The 16376-nt window shown below is 67.1% G+C and carries 14 protein-coding genes and 1 pseudogene; 6 read left to right on the top strand and 9 right to left on the bottom strand.

Translation table 11 applies throughout. The features are described from left to right. The first annotated feature begins 354 nt into the window (after window positions 1-354). The gene (locus VGT00_19525) at window positions 355-2046 is read left to right on the top strand and encodes an amidohydrolase family protein (GenBank protein ID HEV8533621.1); all 1692 of its coding nucleotides are present in this window, start codon (window positions 355-357) and stop codon (window positions 2044-2046) included. A gap of 16 nt (window positions 2047-2062) precedes the next feature. Beyond that, window positions 2063-2401, top strand: coding sequence for a hypothetical protein (locus tag VGT00_19520; GenBank protein HEV8533620.1), 339 nt, complete (start codon window positions 2063-2065; stop codon window positions 2399-2401). Between the two features lie 11 nt (window positions 2402-2412). Here the strand turns inward: VGT00_19520 and VGT00_19515 are convergent, their stop codons facing one another. Next, window positions 2413-3336, bottom strand: coding sequence for a hypothetical protein (locus VGT00_19515; protein HEV8533619.1), 924 nt, complete (start codon window positions 3334-3336; stop codon window positions 2413-2415). 451 nt (window positions 3337-3787) lie between these two features. After that, a pseudogene (locus VGT00_19510) lies at window positions 3788-3907 on the bottom strand (cyclase family protein). A 577-nt stretch (window positions 3908-4484) separates the two neighbouring features. Here VGT00_19510 and VGT00_19505 point away from each other — a divergent pair. The 3 genes from VGT00_19505 to VGT00_19495 all read left to right on the top strand — a co-directional run bounded on the left by VGT00_19505 (window position 4485) and on the right by VGT00_19495 (window position 7224). Next, window positions 4485-5990: an amidohydrolase family protein gene (locus VGT00_19505; GenBank protein HEV8533618.1), complete on the top strand. Its 1506-nt coding sequence runs from the start codon at window positions 4485-4487 to the stop codon at window positions 5988-5990. A gap of 185 nt (window positions 5991-6175) precedes the next feature. Continuing rightward, window positions 6176-6301 (top strand): hypothetical protein, encoded by a 126-nt coding sequence (locus VGT00_19500; protein HEV8533617.1) that lies wholly within the window; start codon window positions 6176-6178, stop codon window positions 6299-6301. Next, window positions 6298-7224, top strand: a complete 927-nt coding sequence (locus tag VGT00_19495) for an ABC transporter substrate-binding protein (GenBank protein ID HEV8533616.1) — start codon at window positions 6298-6300, stop codon at window positions 7222-7224. The genes VGT00_19500 and VGT00_19495 overlap by 4 nt, the downstream gene beginning before the upstream one ends. Window positions 7225-7425: 201 nt before the next feature. Here the strand turns inward: VGT00_19495 and VGT00_19490 are convergent, their stop codons facing one another. Both VGT00_19490 and VGT00_19485 read right to left on the bottom strand, forming a co-directional pair. Continuing rightward, window positions 7426-8901: an amidohydrolase family protein gene (locus VGT00_19490; GenBank protein HEV8533615.1), complete on the bottom strand. Its 1476-nt coding sequence runs from the start codon at window positions 8899-8901 to the stop codon at window positions 7426-7428. A 191-nt stretch (window positions 8902-9092) separates the two neighbouring features. Then, window positions 9093-10283 (bottom strand): carbohydrate porin, encoded by a 1191-nt coding sequence (locus VGT00_19485; GenBank protein HEV8533614.1) that lies wholly within the window; start codon window positions 10281-10283, stop codon window positions 9093-9095. A 41-nt stretch (window positions 10284-10324) separates the two neighbouring features. On the opposite strand from VGT00_19485, the gene VGT00_19480 reads away from it, so the two are divergent. Beyond that, window positions 10325-10687: a hypothetical protein gene (locus VGT00_19480; GenBank protein HEV8533613.1), complete on the top strand. Its 363-nt coding sequence runs from the start codon at window positions 10325-10327 to the stop codon at window positions 10685-10687. A 93-nt stretch (window positions 10688-10780) separates the two neighbouring features. Here VGT00_19480 and VGT00_19475 read toward each other — a convergent pair whose 3' ends face one another. From VGT00_19475 to VGT00_19455, 5 genes are all read right to left on the bottom strand, one after another. Continuing rightward, window positions 10781-11707: a transketolase C-terminal domain-containing protein gene (locus tag VGT00_19475; protein ID HEV8533612.1), complete on the bottom strand. Its 927-nt coding sequence runs from the start codon at window positions 11705-11707 to the stop codon at window positions 10781-10783. Further along, window positions 11707-12603, bottom strand: a complete 897-nt coding sequence (locus VGT00_19470) for a transketolase (protein ID HEV8533611.1) — start codon at window positions 12601-12603, stop codon at window positions 11707-11709. The genes VGT00_19475 and VGT00_19470 overlap by 1 nt, the downstream gene beginning before the upstream one ends. Beyond that, window positions 12603-14162 carry a metallopeptidase TldD-related protein gene (locus VGT00_19465; protein ID HEV8533610.1) on the bottom strand — a complete coding sequence of 520 codons (1560 nt, stop codon included), beginning with the start codon at window positions 14160-14162 and terminating at the stop codon, window positions 12603-12605. Before VGT00_19465 ends, VGT00_19470 begins: the two co-directional genes overlap by 1 nt. A gap of 197 nt (window positions 14163-14359) precedes the next feature. Next, window positions 14360-14635 (bottom strand): rhodanese-like domain-containing protein, encoded by a 276-nt coding sequence (locus VGT00_19460; protein ID HEV8533609.1) that lies wholly within the window; start codon window positions 14633-14635, stop codon window positions 14360-14362. Between the two features lie 164 nt (window positions 14636-14799). After that, window positions 14800-16371, bottom strand: a complete 1572-nt coding sequence (locus VGT00_19455; protein HEV8533608.1) for a TldD/PmbA family protein — start codon at window positions 16369-16371, stop codon at window positions 14800-14802. Window positions 16372-16376: the final 5 nt, after the last annotated feature.

Genomic DNA, 16376 nt, shown 5'->3' with positions numbered 1-16376 from the left:
TGGCCAGCATCCGGGCGGCCATCGGCGCGGTCAGGCCCACGCCGATCATCGTCTGGACGAAGCGACGGCGGCTCAGGGCGCCCGTCGTGACCTGTCGGATCAGCTCGCGGAGTGCGTGGTCGTCCATCGTGGCGACCTCCCATTGTGGAGAAGACGTAGGGCCGGATTGGGTGGGCTCTTTCTATTCCCGTCGGGCCGCTTCGTCAAGCCACCCAGAGTCAATAGAGCAGAGGTCAGCTGAGTGTCGCTCGGACGCGAGGCCGCCGCCTGACACGGCGCTTCCCTCTCAGGCCTCGCATAAATCCCGCAGTTGGGATAACCTTCTCGCGGACAAACTCTCAACTGGAGGGACGCATGGCCTACGATCTCCTCGTCAAGAACGGTCGCATCATCGATGGCTCCGGTCGGCCCGCCTTCAACGGCGATGTGGCGATGGCCCGAGGCAAGATCGTGGAGCTCGGACGCCTCGACGGCCCCGCGCGGCGGGTGATCGAGGCGGATGGACGCGTGGTGGCGCCGGGGTTCGTCGACAACCACTGCCACTACGACGCCCAGGTCCTCTGGGACCCGCTCTGCACCTTCTCGTCCCACCACGGGGCGACCACCGTCATCATCGGCAACTGCTCGCTGGCCCTCGCTCCCGTCAAGGCCCACGAGCGCGACAAGCTGGCCGGCATGCTGTCCTACGTCGAGGCCATCCCCATGGACGTGCTCCAGGCGGGCGTGCCCTGGACGTGGGAGACGTACCCCGAGTACATGAGGGCGATCGGCCAGCGGCTCGGCGTGAACGTGGGGACGCTCGTCGGACACTCGGCGGTCCGGCTCTACACCATGGGCGCCGACTGCTCGGAGCGCCCGGCCACCGACGCCGAGCTCGAGGCCATGCGGCGGGTGGTGCGGGAGGCGCTCGAGGCGGGGGCCCTCGGCTTGTCGATCACGCGCAACATGAACCACTTCGACATCGCGGGGACGCGCATCCCCGCCGCGTGCGCGCCGGAGTCGGAGCTGTTCGCCCTGGCCGACGTCCTGCGCGAGGCGGGCACCGGCGTGATCCAGTGCGGCGGCGGCACCAATCCCGAGCTGAAGGACGGCCTGCTCAGCCGGCTCTCCCAGGCCTGCGGTCGGACGGTCATGTACAACACGCTCCTCGAGCAGGCGCGTCAGCCGGGGCGGTGGCAAAAGCACCTGGCCCACGTCGAGGCGACGGTCAAGCAGGGGATCCGCGCGATCCCGCTCTGCAATCCCGGGAGCGTGGTGAACCGGTTCACCATGAAGAACTGCCAGGTGTTCCGGAGCATGCCCACCTGGCTGCCCATCCTCCAGGCCTCCGATGCCGAGAAGCTTGCCGCCTATCAGAACCCGGAGATCCGGGCGAAGCTCCGGAGCGAGGTCGAGGCGCCCCTCGGGCCGGACTCGACGTTCTCCAAGCGCTGGGACCTGATGATCGTGGAGGAGCCGGTGCTCCCGAAGAACCGCGGCCTCCGGGGACAGCACATCGCGGAGATCGCCAAGGGGCAAGGCAAGCATCCGCTCGACGCCTTCCTCGACCTGGCCGTCGAGGAGGACCTGGAGACGGTGTTCAGTCTCGGCGAGATCAACATGGACACCGAGGCGGTCGCGCAGATCCTGGGCAGCCCCTACGCCGTGGTGGGGCTCTCCGACGGCGGCGCCCACGTGCAGTTCCACTCGAATGTGTCGAACCCCACGCGGTTGCTCGGCTACTGGGTGCGCGAGAAGGGCATCATGTCGCTCGAGCTGGCCGTCCGCCGGCTCACCTTCGACTCCGCCTCGGCCTTCGGCATCTACGATCGCGGCCTCCTGCAGCCGGGGATGGCCGCCGACCTCGTCGTCTTCGATCCCGACACCGTCCGTCCGGTCCCCGAAGACGTGGTCCACGATTTTCCGAGCAACGGCTGGCGGATGCGAGAGCTGGCCGAGGGCATCCACTACACCATCGTGAACGGCGAGGTGCTGATGGAGAAGGGCACCCACACGGGCAGCTATCCGGGCCGCGTGCTGCACAACACCCGCCATCAAGCCGCCTGAGGCGACCGGGAGCATCATGGCTTACGACCTGCTCATCAGGAACGGGATAGTCGTCGACGGGACGGGGTTTTCGCGCTATCGAGCCGACGTGGCGATCCAGGACGGGACGATCGTCGGGAAGATCCGGGGCGCGGCGGCCGCGACCATCGATGCCGACGGGCATGTTGGATCTCAAGAGCTGACCCGATACCTGATGTCTCGGGGACTCAACGTGTACGCGCGGAGATACGCTCCGCTGCTACCCACTGTCGCATTGCAAGACCTGACCCCGGCTCTGAGCGGCGCCGGTGGGGGCGAACGGACGGAGCGGGGAGGGAGACAGTCTAGCACGGTCTTGACCGTCGCCCTCCCCTAGTCGGTTCGGAGCTATTCGATCAGGGCGCTCTGGTGCTGGCTCCTGCGAGCGCGCCAGAGCCGAACCGCGAGGCCGAAGCCACCCGCCGAAAGCAGCAGGCCCAGCGTGGAAGGGAAAGGTACCCCCGTGGTGGGGCACGGAGGTTGGCCGGGCTGACCGCACTGGATCAGCGTTCCGCCTCCGCCACCAATGATGTAGGGCGTGCCCGTACCGTCGAGGGCGAGCGCGACCAAGCCGCCGAAGTTGCCTCCGAACGTGTTATGACAGGGACCCGCGTTTGCGTCGATGTTGCTGTTGGTCAAGCCCGGGAAGGCGGCCTGCCCAGCCGGAGTGAGGGTGGCCCCCGTCGAGTTGCAAATGCCAGGCGTGGTGATGCCTGGCAAGAGCGTGCTCAGCCAGTCATACACGCCGGCACTGGATATACCATGCGACATGAGGCCACCGCCCGAAGCCACGTAGGAGTTGAGCGCGGCGGCATTCGCGTTGACCGCAGCGATTTCGGCCGCGTCCTCGTCATTGCTCGCGTCGGAGCCAGCCAGCCAGATGATCCGGGGATTGACCGCCCCGGACGCGAGGCTGGCAAAGAAGCCGTTGATGACGGCCGCACCATCAAAGAAGGTGACACCCAGCCCCGCGTTGCCGGCTGCGGAGGCGATGGCCGCGCCCGCGTTGCTGCCTGGACACGCCGGCGGGCACCCTACAACCGCAGCGGAGCCGATCGCCGCGATGTCGGTCGTGAACGGTCCCGTTCTCGTGACGTTCGGGTTCAGGTTCGTCAGCGCCTTTTCGATGTAGAGCCAGCCCTCGAGGTTCACAGCTCCACTGCGGGACCCGTGGTCGGTGAGATCGTCACCGCCGAGGATGACGGGCCCTGCCCAAGCTGCTGCGGGGCAGCAAACAGCGATGATGAATAACAGCGCTACTGCCCGTTTCATAAGCTTCCTCCCCTTTTCTCAGGGTCGACAGCCGTGGAGCGGAAAACTTCGCGTGCAGGGCTCCGCACAGGGAGCAGTGCCTCTCCGAGCAAAGGCTGTACCAGAATTGATACAGCGCGATAACATTTCGACTTGCCACAGAAAAAGCCTGGGACTGCTGATCTCGTGTTGCAAATCGAAGCAAGAAATGTAAAGTCTTTCGACACCTTATCCACGAATTCCACGCGTGGTGAGCGGGAAAAGCTGCAGGAGCCACCCAACCTCTGGGCAGAGCCACCCTCGACAACATCGCCAAACCATTGCCACAGATAGGAAATGTGCTTTGGGACCTCCGGGGCCAGCAACAGGGCTTTGGCAACTATTCCGACATTGTGGCAGAGCTCACTACACGGAGCGCAGTCCGAGACATGGGCGCTCTCGCGCTCGGTACCGCCGTGATTGCCGGTCTCCCCTACTTGATCGTCTGAGGATTGATGGGCGAGCCCGTGTCGCGGCTGATCACCAGCGGGGACGCGCAGAAGAAGAACTCGTACACGCCGTCGGCGGCGCAGTCCTCGGCGAGCTCCTTCATGACCGCCGTCGGCGCGCGCTACGAGGGCTCTGGCACAGGGATGTTGGATCTCAAGACCTGACCCGATACCTGATGTCTCAGAGACTCAACATGTACGCGCGGAGATACGCTCCGCCGCTACCCACTGTCGTATTGCAAGACCTGACCCCGGTGCATCATGCGGGGTGACCTCGATGCTGCAAAGCGAGCTCGCTGGCGGGAGCCTCGGAAGCCGGTGTAGAATCCCGTTGGACTGGACGTCCGCGCGGGCCTCATCGCTCCTGTTCGTGTCCTGGCGGGGCCCTCGCGCGGCAACGGGTTTTTGCCGCTTCCCCGGTCTTGCTCGCCCCCGAAGCGGAGCGGCGTCAGGGGAGAGACGCGCGGGCAGCTAGCGCGTGGTCACCGTCCAGTCCACCACGTATTTTCTCGCTGGTGATCTTCGGATGCGCCTCTATAACGACAAGCCGCGTCGCGCCTTGACTCGTCGCACCAACGGAGTTACTGCTCCTTTCGTCACCGCCGCGCCCAGGGGACTCCCAGCTCTGGACAACGCAATGTTGCGGATCCAGGGGCGCGTCGAACCAGAAGGAGGAGAGCGATGCCGCACTACCTCAGTGACGACGAGCTGAAGCGCACGATGCCGGCCGAGGTCACAGCCTACAGAGGCCCGGTGCCCACCCAGATCGTATCGAACGGCGAGTACAACCCTCTGCCCCAGACGCGGGAGCAGCGTCGCGTGGAGGCGCGGGTGAAAGAGCTCGCCGGCGATCTCGCCCCCCGGCACGGGCTGAGCCGCCGCCAGTTTCTGGCCTCCAGCGCCGGCATGGCCGCGGCCTTCCTCGCCATGAACGACGTGTTCGGCCCCGTGTTCGAGGTGAGTCGAGCGGAGGCGGCCACGCCGGGGGTGGCCGACAAGCGGGCCAAGGCGCTCTCCGGACAGTTCATCGTGGACGCCCAGACGCACTTCGTCCGCGACGACTTCAAGCAGGAAGGGTTGCTCGACCTGGCCAAGTACGCCAAGGCGAACTGGAACCCCGAGCTGTGGGGCGAGAGCAACCTCGCCCGGTTCAAGTTCGAGAACTACCTCAAGGAGATCTTCGTCGACAGCGACACCAAGATCGCGCTGCTCTCCGGCGCGCCCTTCGACGACCCGAGCTGGGACCTCCTGACCAACGACCAGATCGCGGCCGCCCGCATGTCCATCAACAAGTTCTCCGGCTCCCGTCGTCTCCTCGGCCACGCCGTGTTCACGCCGAAGAAACAAGGGTGGATGGAGGAAGTGGACCGCGCGATCGCCACCCTCAAGCCCGACAGCTGGAAGGGTTACACCATCGGCGATCCCCTGTTTCCCTCCAAGCTGCAGTCGTATTGGTGGCTCGACGACGACAAGCTCATGTACCCGTTCTACGAAAAGGCCGTGAAGTCCGGCATCACGACCGTGTGCATCCACAAGGGGCTCCTGCCCGCCGACTACGAGACGTCGTGGCCGGGCGTCTGGGAGTACGCGACCGTCAAGGACGTCGGCAAGGCGGCTAAGGACTGGCCGAAGATCAACTTCGTCATGTACCACGGCGCCCTTCGGCCATTTCTAGAGAAGCCCGACGCGGTGCTCGCCGAGTTCGAGCAGACCGGGCGCATCAAGTGGGCGACCGACCTGGCCGAGATCCCGAGCAAGCAGGGCGTGAAGAACGTCTATGGCGAGGTGGGCACGGCGTTCGCAACGTGCGCCGTGGCAAACCCGCGCTTTGCCGCGGCCTTCATCGGCACCCTGGTCAAGGGTCTCGGCGCCGACCACGTCGTCTGGGGCACCGACTCGCTCTGGTACGGCTCGCCCCAGTGGCAGATCGAGGCGATGCGCCGGCTCGAGATCCCCGAGGACATGCAAAAGAAGCACGGCTTCAAGCCGCTGGGGGCGGCCGACGGCCCGGTGAAGCGCGCGATCTTCGGCGGCAATTCGGCGCGCCTCTACCGACTTCGCCCCACGACCACCGCCCAGCACGGTATTACCACCGACAAGATCGCCGCGATCAAGGCGGAGTATCTCGCCGCGGGTGGAGCGCGCACCAACGCGCGCTATGGCTACGTAGCGCGCACGACGGTATAGGGAGAGTCGAGCTCGCGCCGCAGAAGAGGGACGGGCACCCCCCCAGGGGCCGGGGGGTGCCCGTTCCTCTTTTGGGGCAGGTGGTGTCTGTACCATTGGGCATGAAGCTGAGCGACACCTCATCGACCAAGAGCAGGCACGGCTCGGCCAGGAGGGTGCGCCACCGTGCCGAGGGGAGGTCCGAGATGACGGGCTACATATCTCGCAACCGGGCGCCCCTCCCGCTCGAAAAACCCGGCGATCCGGAGGGCGCCTACTTCCACTACGAAGGCTACGCGCCCGTGGCCATGGTCTACGGCTTCGCGCGATGAGGATCGCCACCCCGGATCTGGTGACGAACTCCTACTTTCCCGCCCTGGCCGCCGAAGAGCTCGGCGTCTACCGCGAGGAGGGGCTGGAGGCCCACGTGGAGCTGCTTCCCTCGCTCGACGCGGTCAATGCCTTGCGCGACGGCGCGGTGGACTTCGTGGCCGGCGGCGCCCACACGACGCTGCTCGCCTTCCCCCAATGGAAGAGCGCGAAGCTCGTCGTCACGCTGTCGCAGGGAACACCGTGGCTGCTGGTCTTGCGCGCGGATCTGCCGGCCCGTCGCGGCGACATCGGCGCCGTCAAGGGCCTCCGCATCGGCGCCGCCCCCGGACCGGATCGCGCCTTTCTGCGCCTGCTCGCCGAGGTCGGCATCGATCCCGCCCGCGACGGCATCGCGATTGGACCGGTGCCCGGCGCGCTCGATCCGGGCGCGTCGTTCGGCGTGGTGGCCGCGGAGGCCCTCGAGCGCCGGCTCGTCGATGGGTTCTGGGCCAACGCCCTGGGCAGCGAGACCGCCGTGCGGCGCGGGGTCGGGAAGATCATCGCCGACGTCCGGCGCGGTGACGGCCCGCCGGGGGCCGGCCACTACACGTTCGCCGCGCTCTCGACGACCGAGGCGCTCATCGCCCGCGAGCCCGAGCGCGTGGCGGCCGCCGTGCGCGCGATCGTGCGGACCCAGCGCCTGCTCCGGAAGGAGCCAGCCCGCGCGGGTGAGGTCGGCCGGCGGCGGTTTCCGCCCGCGGCCGCCGAGATCATCGCGGCGATCGTCGAACGCGATCTCCCCTTCTACGATCCCGTCATCCCGGAAGCGGCGGTAGCGGCGATGAGCGGCTTCGCCCGGGCCATCGGCCTGCTGGCGACACCGGTCGCTTACGACGAGGTGGTGGCTACGCGCTTCCGCGATCTCTGGTCTGCTCCGTCCTGATCCGGGAGGCGCACGCCCGCTTGCCGGCGCCGCTCCCGGTGAGAAGCGTCGAACGCGATACTTCTGAGAACACAGAGACCTTGGCCTAGGATCGCGCGCCTGGAATACCGGAACCGGATCGGCGACCTGATCGGAAGCGAGACGAGGAAGAACGAAGGGGGCCTCCACGGCCCCCTTCGCTGATCGAGCGCGGCGTTTGGCTCAGACGTCGGCCGGGGCCTTCTTCGCCTCCGCCAGAACCGCCGCGGCCGCCTTCGCGACCGCCGTGCCCTCGAAGAACTTTGGGTTCTGCGTGCCCCACAGCCGGACTGCGTTGGCGAACGTGAAGTCGCGGAAGTCGTCCCTGTCGATGAGACCGTCGTCGACGAGCTCGTACGCCTCCGGCAGCACCTCCATCATGTCCGGAACGTCGAAGTGGCCGATGTCCGAGCCCATGATCGCGTTGAGACGCGCGCTGAAGGGGTTCGCGCCCTTCTTGAACGCCCAGGCGTTCGCCCGGTCGTCGGCCTCGCAGCCGAAGTAGAACGGTGTCACGAACAGATCCTGCCAGTCCTGCTTCTTGGTGATCTGGCAGGCCGAGTAGTCGTCGAGGTCCGCGAGGCCGCCGGTCAGGTTGACGGCGTCCGGATCGGGCCAGCCGTCACGCGCGCGCAGCGCCGCGATGTGATCGTGATATCCGTACTTCTCCGCCAGCTCCAGGAGCAGCGCGCGATCGAGCGTGCGCGGATCGGTGTGCTCGAGCGCCTTCCGGTTCCGCTTGTCCCAGTGGCCGATCAGATCGCCGAAGAGCATGCAGCCCCAGCCCACCCCGCCCTCGAGGAAAGCGAACCGGAGCTGGGGGAAGCGACGGGTGACGCCGCCGAGGAAGATCGCCTTGCAGGCGGCGTGGCCGGACTCGGCGAAGTGGCCGATGTGGTTGTAGGTGAAGTTCACGGCCGTATTCCTGAGCCCCTGCCGGCTCGACCCGGTGTGGAACGTCGGCGCGATCCCGAGCTCCATGCACTTCTTCCAGAGCGGATCGTAGTCGTAGAGGCTGTCCAGGCCGACCGCGTCGTACCAGACGGCGAAGCGGCCGACGTCGCCATCGCGATTGGTGACCGACGCCACCGGCCGCGGGACCGGGCTGGTGAACATCGCGACCTTGGTGCCGAGCTGACGAACGCAGAACTCCAGCTCCTCGATCGCCTCCTCGGGCGTGTGGGTCGGGATGGCCGCCGCCGGCGTCATGCGGTCGCCGAAGTCGCGGAAGTAGTCGGCGGTGACGATGTTGAAGGCGTGGCAGACGGCGCGACGCCCCTCGTCGTCGGCGATCCGGCCGATGCGGAGGCCCGCCGTGGGATAGATGGTCGCGAAGTCGATTCCGAGCTCCTCGAGGCGCTCGTAGAGGAACCGCGGGAACAGCCCGGTGGCGCGGTCGCGGGTGTTCCGCTCCGCTCGCGACCAGAAGCCTTCCTGCCCGATGCGACGCCGCCGCCGCTCGTCCACGGGCGTCATCAGGCTCTCGCGGGTCGATCTGAGCGCGGCGAGGAAAGCCTCGGCGGCCTTGTTCCCACCGATCTTCCGCATCTGCTCCGAGAAGACGGGGCCGTACTCCAGCCAGTGGCCGTCGGCGTCGATCACGGGGTGGTTCAGCTTGGAACGAATCTGGGCCGGGGTGGGATGACCGTTGCCGCTCACCAGGCACCTCCTGAGAGTAAGGGCCGGACCGTTGGGTCGCTATTGATGGCTCGAAGCTAGTCCGTCTCCGGGTCGGAGTCAAGGGCAGCAACGCGCTTCTCGTCGACAGGGTGGGGGGCGCCCCCTCGTCGGCTCGCGCGCCTTCTCGCTCTCCGCGATCCTCGCCGCCATCGCCGACCTGCTCGGCGCCCCTAGAACGAGATCAGCGCCCGGAGGCCGGGCACCACCACGTCGCGATTGCGCCGGCCGCTGACCAGGTTCGGGCCGGACAGGATCCATTGCACGTTCGCGATGATCGCGCAACAGTCGGCCAGGGAGAGGTTGTAGTAGGCCTCGGCCACCTGCTCGCGCCCCTCGGGCTGGCGCAGGAACGAGTAGCCGACCCCGGCCAGGTCTTTCGCGCGGCCGAGCCACGAGGGCGTGTGCTGCACGCCCGCGGACCACGCGTGCGAGGTCAGCGACTCGCCCTCGCTGCGGCTGAGTCCGGCGCGCACGAAGACGCCGGTGTCGGCGATGACGAGCTGATCGATGCTGAGGCCCGTGCCCCACGTGAGGTCGTCGCGGTGCTCGGGCACGGAGCCGACGCGCGCCCACCAGCGATAGTGGCCAACGAGCGGGAAGATGCGTCGGCGGCCGAGCTCGGCGATGAAATACGGCAGGCCCGAGAGGTCGTCGTCCACGTCGCCGGGCGCGTGCACGCCGAACGCGTAGCGCCAGTCGCCCTGACTGATCCGGAGCGAGGTGCCCGGACCGTTCCGCGGCTGCCCGAGGAGCGGGTTGCCGGCCAACGCGGCGTTCAGGAACTGCCGCGTCTCGTCCTCCGCGAAGAAGTTGCGGTCGAAGTAGTGCGTGACGTCGAGCTTGCCCACGTTGAACCGGATGGAGGCGTCGCTCGACTGCAGCCGGATCCACGCCTCGCGCAGGAAGACCTTGGTGTCGTCCCCGAAGAGCCGCTCGGTCTCGGCGTTCAGGAGCGACAGGGTGCCCAGGGCTGCGTCGGGCCCGGGGCCGACGATGGCCTCGACGTCCGCGAGCAGGGTGACGTTCGGCGTGGGACGCCAGATCAGGATGGCGTCAAACGCGCCAAACCCGAAGACGTCGTCCTTCGCGCGCGGAGGGTTCACGATCCACTGCGCGCCGCCCCGCAGCACCCCGTTGACCGAGAAGGCCGGGGGGATCAGCCCGGGGGGCGGCAGCGTCTGGCGCCGCTCGAGGCCGGCGCGGGCGGACGATACAGCTGGCGAGTCTTCCGGGGCCGGCTCCTGCGCGAGGCTGGTCGCCGGCGCGGCGAGGAGCAGGAGCGGCAGCACGAGGAGGATCATCACCTGGAGAGCATAGCCGGTCGCCGCGCTCAGCGAGCGCGGTCCTCGTCGAGCATCCACTCGACGATCACGCAATCGCGCCACTCGCCGCCGAGCTTCCCGTGGCGCCGAAAGACGCCGCCGACACGGAACCCGTAGCGCTCGGGCCGCCCGAGGCTCGCGGCGTTCTCGGGGAAGATGCGCGAGACCAGCGGCCAGAAGCCGCGCGCGGCGTAGAACTACTTCCGCGCGTCAATGAAGATTTGCCACCGCCGTATGCTCTCCAATTTGAGAATGCCGTGCGCGTACCAGGGGTCATTCTCAATTTTCGCTTTCACTTCGTTTTCATTCACTGCGTTGACGATCAAGAGCGCGCCGCTTTCGTCAACCAAAGGTCCTCCCATCAAGATAAAGCCTTCCTCGGTAAGCTTATTGATGAACTGCGCGTGTTCATCCCAGAAAGGCTGCTCACGCGTGCCCTTTGATAAATCACGATTCACGCCTGCGGAAGAGATCGTTATGAACGTATTCCCCATGGCCAGCAAACCTCGAGCTCTCCGCTCATCGCCAGAGCCTGCCTAGCGGTTCAGGAACTTCAGCACGCTCCGGGCGATGCCGTCGGGATCGAGGCCGTGCTTGGCGTAGAGGCCCTTGGCGTCCCCGGACTCGCCGAAACCGACCACGCCGAGGCGCTTCACGGGCGTCGGCATGATCTCGCCCAGGAGCTCGGCCACCGCGCCGCCGAGCCCGCCGTGGATGGAGTGATCCTCGACGGTGACCACGCGGCCGGTCTTGCCGGCCGACAGGAGCAGGGCCTCCTCGTCGAGCGGCTTCACGGTGGCGACATTGATCACTTCGGCCTGGACCCCATCGGAGGCGAGCTTCTTGGCCGCCTCCAGGGAGTTCCACACGGTACCCCCGGTGGCGAGAATCGACACGTCGGTTCCCGCGCGAAGGACATCGGCCCTGCCGAAGCGGAACTGGTACTTGTCGTCGTGGACCGGCTCCAGGTTCTGGCGCGTCAGCCGCAGGTAGAGCGGATTGCGGTGCTCGACGGCGTAGGCCACGGCCTGCTTGGTCTCGATCTCATCGGCGGGCTGGATGATCGGGATATTCGGCAGCGACCGGAGGCAGCCCATGTCTTCCAGCCCCATCTGTGAGTACCCGTCCTCGCCGATGGCCACGCCCACATGTGTGCCCACGAGGATGACGGGGGCATTGCTGTAGGCGACGGAGACGCGAATGGTCTCGAAGCGCCCGACGAGAAAGCAGGCGAAGGAGCAGGCGAAGGGGATGCGGCCCGCCAGGGCTAGCCCGGCGGCAAGCCCGATCATCCCCGATTCCGCGATGCCGACATTGAAGGCGCGGGAGGGATAGGTCTTGGCGAACTTGGCCGTCATGGTGGACTTCGACAGATCGGCGTCCACCGTCACGATGCGCTCGTCCTTGGCCCCGAGGTCGAGGAGGGCTTCTCCGAACGCGGCGCGGGAGGCTTTGGCGGGCATCACTTTTTCTCCAGAGCTTTCAGCTCGTCGAGGATGGGTTGCACCGAGGCGGGAACGGGCTCGCCGACCACTTCGCGGATGGCCTCGATGGCCTCATTGGGCTTGGGCGCCTTGCCATGCCACTCGGGGTCGTTCTCCATGAAGGACACGCCCTTGCCCTTGACGGTGTGGGCCACGATGAAGGTGGGCGCCCCCTTGGTCGCTTCGGCCTGATCGAAGGCCTTGTCGATCTGGGCGAGATCGTGGCCGTTGATGTCGAGGACCGGCCAGCCGAAGGCCTTGACCTTGTCGACGATCGGCTCGATGTCGAGGATCTTCTTCACGAAGTTGTCGAGCTGGACCCCGTTGTAGTCGAGGACGACGCAGAGGTTGTCCAGGTGATGGTCGGGCGCTCCGAGCTTGGGCCCCGACATGAGGCTTTCCCAGACCTGGCCCTCCTGGGTCTCGCCGTCGCCCATCACGCAGTACACGCGCGCGCCCTTGCCGGCCAGCTTGAGTCCCAAGGCCATCCCCATGGAGACCGACAGCCCCTGGCCGAGCGAGCCCGTGGCCGCCTCGATGCCCGGGAGCGCCATGCGATCGGGGTGACCCTGGAGCGGGCTGCCAAGCTTACGCAGGGTGAGGAGCTGGCTCTCGGGGAAAAAGCCCGCCCGGGCCATGCAGTAGTACTGGGCGGGGACGCAGTGGCCCTTGGAGAGGACGAAGCGGTCGCGGTCCTCCCAGGTCGGGCGCTTGGAATCGTACTTCATGCGGCTGAAGTAGAGCACGGTCAGGATGTCGATGACGGAGAGAGAACCGCCCGGATGACCCGAGCCCGCATGGGTGAGCATGCGGAGGATCTGCACGCGCCCGTCGCGGGCAATGGCTTCGAGCTTGGCGAGATCGGGATTGGCCATCAGTCAGTTGCCTCCATGAAGCCCGCGATGGCATCGACGTGAACGCCGGTGACGGCGATCTCGGGCGTGTAGACGACCTCATCGACGCCCCACACCAGAGTGCCGCGCTGGTCCTTGGTGATGCCGGCGATGTGCGTGAGCAGCCTCGTGATATTGTCGTTGATCCGCACGCAGTTGGCCTTGAGGGGCGCCGCGATGCGCCCGTCGCGAATGGTAAAGGAGTCTCCCACCACGGTGCAAGTGAAGTCTCCCGCACGGAGCCCGTTGATGGGGTACGTGTACCAGATGCGGCCGATGTAGAGCCCGTCGCACACGCTCTTGATCAGCTCGTCGAGGGCAACGGGGTCGCTGCCCTCGACGATGATATTGGAGGCCGCGGTCTCGGGCGAGGTATCGAAGGCGCGCCCGCCGCCCCCCGTATAGCGAAAGCCGTTGCGGGCCACGAGGGCGGGCGCGGCGGCCGCCGCGTCCACCCCGAGCTTCACCTTGAGCTCGGGGTCGTGGAGGAGGCGCTGCGCCTCGTACCAGTTGGTGAGGGTGCCCGTGAAGACTCCCTCCTTGATCAGGTCCGTGCGGCCGGTCGGCAGCCCCTCGCAGGTGATGCCCTTGGAGCCCATGAAGCCCGGCATGGCGCCGTGGTCGTAGATGGACAGTCGCGGCGAGGCGACGAGCTGGCCGAGCTTACCCAGAAAGTGCGTGCTCGAGGAATAGAAGGAGCCCGCCTGACAGGAGGGGACGACCAGGTTGTTCATGAGATCCGCGACGGGTTGCCGGCCGAAGATCACCGTGTAGTCGCCCGATGGGATGCGCTCGCCGCCGATGGCTTCGATGGCCCGCCGGGCCGCGTCCACGCCGGCCTCGTCGGTGAAATGATCGAGCCGCGTGCCCGTGGACCAGCCCGAGCCCTTGGCCTCCCGCGATTCCACCATGGCCGTCACGAAGCCCATCATGGGGGTGGACACATCCGTCTGGGCCTCGGGCATATGGCTCGAGGCAATGGCCATGGATTCCTGGACGATGGTGACATCGCCACCCAGGATGAGGCCCAGCCGGCGAAGCTCGGCCTCCGAGCCCGCGAGCTCGGCCAGGCTACCGGAGGCGAGAAACGCGCGGAGCCCGCCTTGCAGCACCTTCCACCCCGACTCGACGAGCTGCGCATCGCTGAGGGCGAGCAGGGCGGGATCGTGATAGTCGAAGAGCTCGCGCTTCGCTCCTCCCGGTCGGGGCAGGGAGCGGAACTCGGGATCCCGCACCGCCCCCTGGCGCGCCTTGTCGAAGGCCCGTCGCATGCCGGCGGTCGAGAGATCGCTGGGCTCGGATCCGAAGCCAATGAGGACGCCGTCGGGCGAGTCGAAGGCGGCCTGTATGCCCACGCCATACATCTCGGCGCTCTTCGGCTCCTCCACGCCATTGCAGGGGATGTGCGAGGTGTAGTTGAGCCGGGTCAGAAGGGTACGGTTCTCCGCCACGAAGATCTCGACCTCTCGCACGCCGGGCTGAGCCCGCACGAAGGCGAGACCTTCACCCACGGCGCGAGCGAGATCAGACAGGGCCGGCACTAGATAACTCGGAAGGGAACGTTGTTGCCCGCGAGGGAGTGGGAATCATTGCCCTAGGGCCGCCGGGCCACGGTGACAGCCGTCGGATAGCGCTTCTCCGTCCATCCGGGAATGCCCTCGTCGAGAATCGCCATGTTCCGGTAGCCGGCCTGGTAGAGCGTCCGGTAGGCCGCACGGGCCAGGGCATGAGGGCAGGCTCAGTAGAGGACGACGAAGTCCTTACGCGGGATGTCGCGCAGACGGCCGCGCATGGAGTCGAGCGGGATATTGATGGCGCCCTTGATGTGGAGATCGTCGTACTGCGGCTTCTCTCTCACATCGACAAAGACGACACGTTGCCGCTTGTCCACGAGCGCCTTGGCCGCTTCTACGGAGACGTACTTCTCCGGCACCTCCGGATCATCGGCCGGGGCCGGGGCCGCCCACAGCATCGCCGTCGCGAGGAGGAGCGCCGCGAAGAACCGCCCCCTCATCTACTCAGCCCTCGCCTCGCGGCTTCGCCGCTCATCTCGAACGGCGGCCCTCTCCCCCGATGGGGGAGAAGGATGAAAGAGAGGGGCGCATCAACGTGCTTGAATCCCTCTCCCCCAGTGGGGGAGAGGGCAGGGTGAGGGGGTCGAGCCCGAGCACGACGGCATCAGCCCTGGCCTCCCGTGAGGATGGCGCGGCTGCGCATGGTGGGGCCGCCATTGCCGAGCTTCTTGGTCTGCATGGGCTGTCCCTTGCCGCAATTCGGAATGGGATAGAGTCGGAAGTCACGGCCGACGGCGTCCACCTTCATGAGGTAGTCTCGACTGTCGGCCATGATGCCGCCATCTCGATACAGGCGCCCCAGCTGCCCGTGGCGAATCTCGTACACCTTGCGGGCGGAGATCCGGAAGTTCTCCCGGCTCTCCGCGATGGACGGTGTCTTGTGGCCGACGAGGTAGTAGCCGTGATCGACTTCCTTGATGATCTCCGCGGGGTCCCGGTCGCCCCCGTCGAACACCGTATTGGACATGCGGATGAGCGGAACGAGGGGCGCCTCGGTCGCCTTCCAGTGGCCATTGGGCTCCCCGCCGAATATCGCGGCGGTCTGGCGGCTGTTCATGAAGCCCTTGAAGATGCCCCGGTCGATATGCGCCACGCGCCGAGCGGGCGTGCCCTCGTGGTCGTACGTGTAGTGCCCGTAGCCGGGGAGCGAGGGATCCGAGAAGGCCGAGACGAGCGGGGAAGCGATCTGGCGACCGACCTGGGTGTCATCGAGGTCCTTGAGCAGCCAGGAGCGTCCCGCATAGGCCGTCTCCATCTTGAGCCCGCGGTCGAGCTCCATGGGATGGCCGATGATCTCGTGGGAGACGAGCGTGTTGTAGTGGGGGTCGGTGACCACGGTCACCTCGCCCTCGAGGCTCGGCAGCGATGGCGCGGCGGCGAGCTCGGCGGCCTCGCGGGCCATGGCGAGGGCGAAGGCGGGGAAGGGAGGAAAGGGCATGAGCGGATCGTCCACGCCGCGCTCCAGGATCTCCCAGCCCCGCTGATGGCCGACGACGTCGTAGAGCTCCTGGCTGTTGCCGGTGCCGCTGGCCACGACATAGCACATGCCCTGCGTGAGGGCGAAGGCCTGGTCGATGAGGGCGCCCTCGGACGAGGCGAAAAGCTCGCGCGAAAGCTGGGTCATGGTCGAGATGTAGTTGAAGCCGACCACGGGCTCGGTCGCCTTGATCCGCCGCGAGATCTCCTCGGTGAACCGGACCATGGCGCCCAGGTCTACCGCGCGCGGGTCCATCTCGTAGACCGCGGGCACGGTGTCCTGGCAGATGCGGATCGGATGCAATCGCGTATCGGCAAGCGACTCGCCCAACGGGCCGAACTTGCCGCGCGCCTCCGCCTTCCCGTCGGCATTGGCCACGGCGCGTCGATAGGCGGCCTCGAGCCCTTCCTTGAGCACGGCCTCTATGCGGGAGAGGTCGGCCTCGCCCAGCCCGCGGCCGAAATACCCGGGGGCGATCGAGCGGTCGCCCGCGAGCACCCGGATGCCAAAGGCCAGCGCCGTGTCTTCCCCGGAGCTCTTGGAGGCGCCGTTCTCGGACGAGGCGTACTTTCCCTCGCCGATCTCGAGCCGGATATCGGCATACGCGAGATGCGGCAGCCGGCGCGCATAGCCCATGGCGAGATCGCTCACGAGCGGCTTCAGGCCGTCGATCAGGTCGGTGCGGATGGCGGAAGGCATGAGGG

This window comes from Candidatus Methylomirabilota bacterium, assembly GCA_036002485.1.
In the GTDB taxonomy this organism is placed as follows: domain Bacteria; phylum Methylomirabilota; class Methylomirabilia; order Rokubacteriales; family CSP1-6; genus AR37.
The sequence above is the reverse complement of the archived record's forward strand: the minus strand, read 5'-3'. Positions and strand labels throughout refer to the sequence as shown.

Excerpts from the sequence above, each read along its gene's own strand:
- VGT00_19500 (HEV8533617.1), top strand. The coding sequence starts at position 6,176 with ATGACGGGCTACATATCTCGCAACCGGGCGCCCCTCCCGCTCGAAAAA.
- VGT00_19475 (HEV8533612.1), bottom strand. The coding sequence starts at position 11,707 with ATGCCCGCCAAAGCCTCCCGCGCCGCGTTCGGAGAAGCCCTCCTCGAC.
- VGT00_19515 (HEV8533619.1), bottom strand. The coding sequence starts at position 3,336 with ATGAAACGGGCAGTAGCGCTGTTATTCATCATCGCTGTTTGCTGCCCC.
- VGT00_19495 (HEV8533616.1), top strand. The coding sequence starts at position 6,298 with ATGAGGATCGCCACCCCGGATCTGGTGACGAACTCCTACTTTCCCGCC.
- VGT00_19470 (HEV8533611.1), bottom strand. The coding sequence starts at position 12,603 with ATGGCCAATCCCGATCTCGCCAAGCTCGAAGCCATTGCCCGCGACGGG.
- VGT00_19455 (HEV8533608.1), bottom strand. The coding sequence starts at position 16,371 with ATGCCTTCCGCCATCCGCACCGACCTGATCGACGGCCTGAAGCCGCTC.
- VGT00_19520 (HEV8533620.1), top strand. The coding sequence starts at position 2,063 with ATGGCTTACGACCTGCTCATCAGGAACGGGATAGTCGTCGACGGGACG.
- VGT00_19460 (HEV8533609.1), bottom strand. The coding sequence starts at position 14,635 with ATGAGGGGGCGGTTCTTCGCGGCGCTCCTCCTCGCGACGGCGATGCTG.
- VGT00_19505 (HEV8533618.1), top strand. The coding sequence starts at position 4,485 with ATGCCGCACTACCTCAGTGACGACGAGCTGAAGCGCACGATGCCGGCC.
- VGT00_19525 (HEV8533621.1), top strand. The coding sequence starts at position 355 with ATGGCCTACGATCTCCTCGTCAAGAACGGTCGCATCATCGATGGCTCC.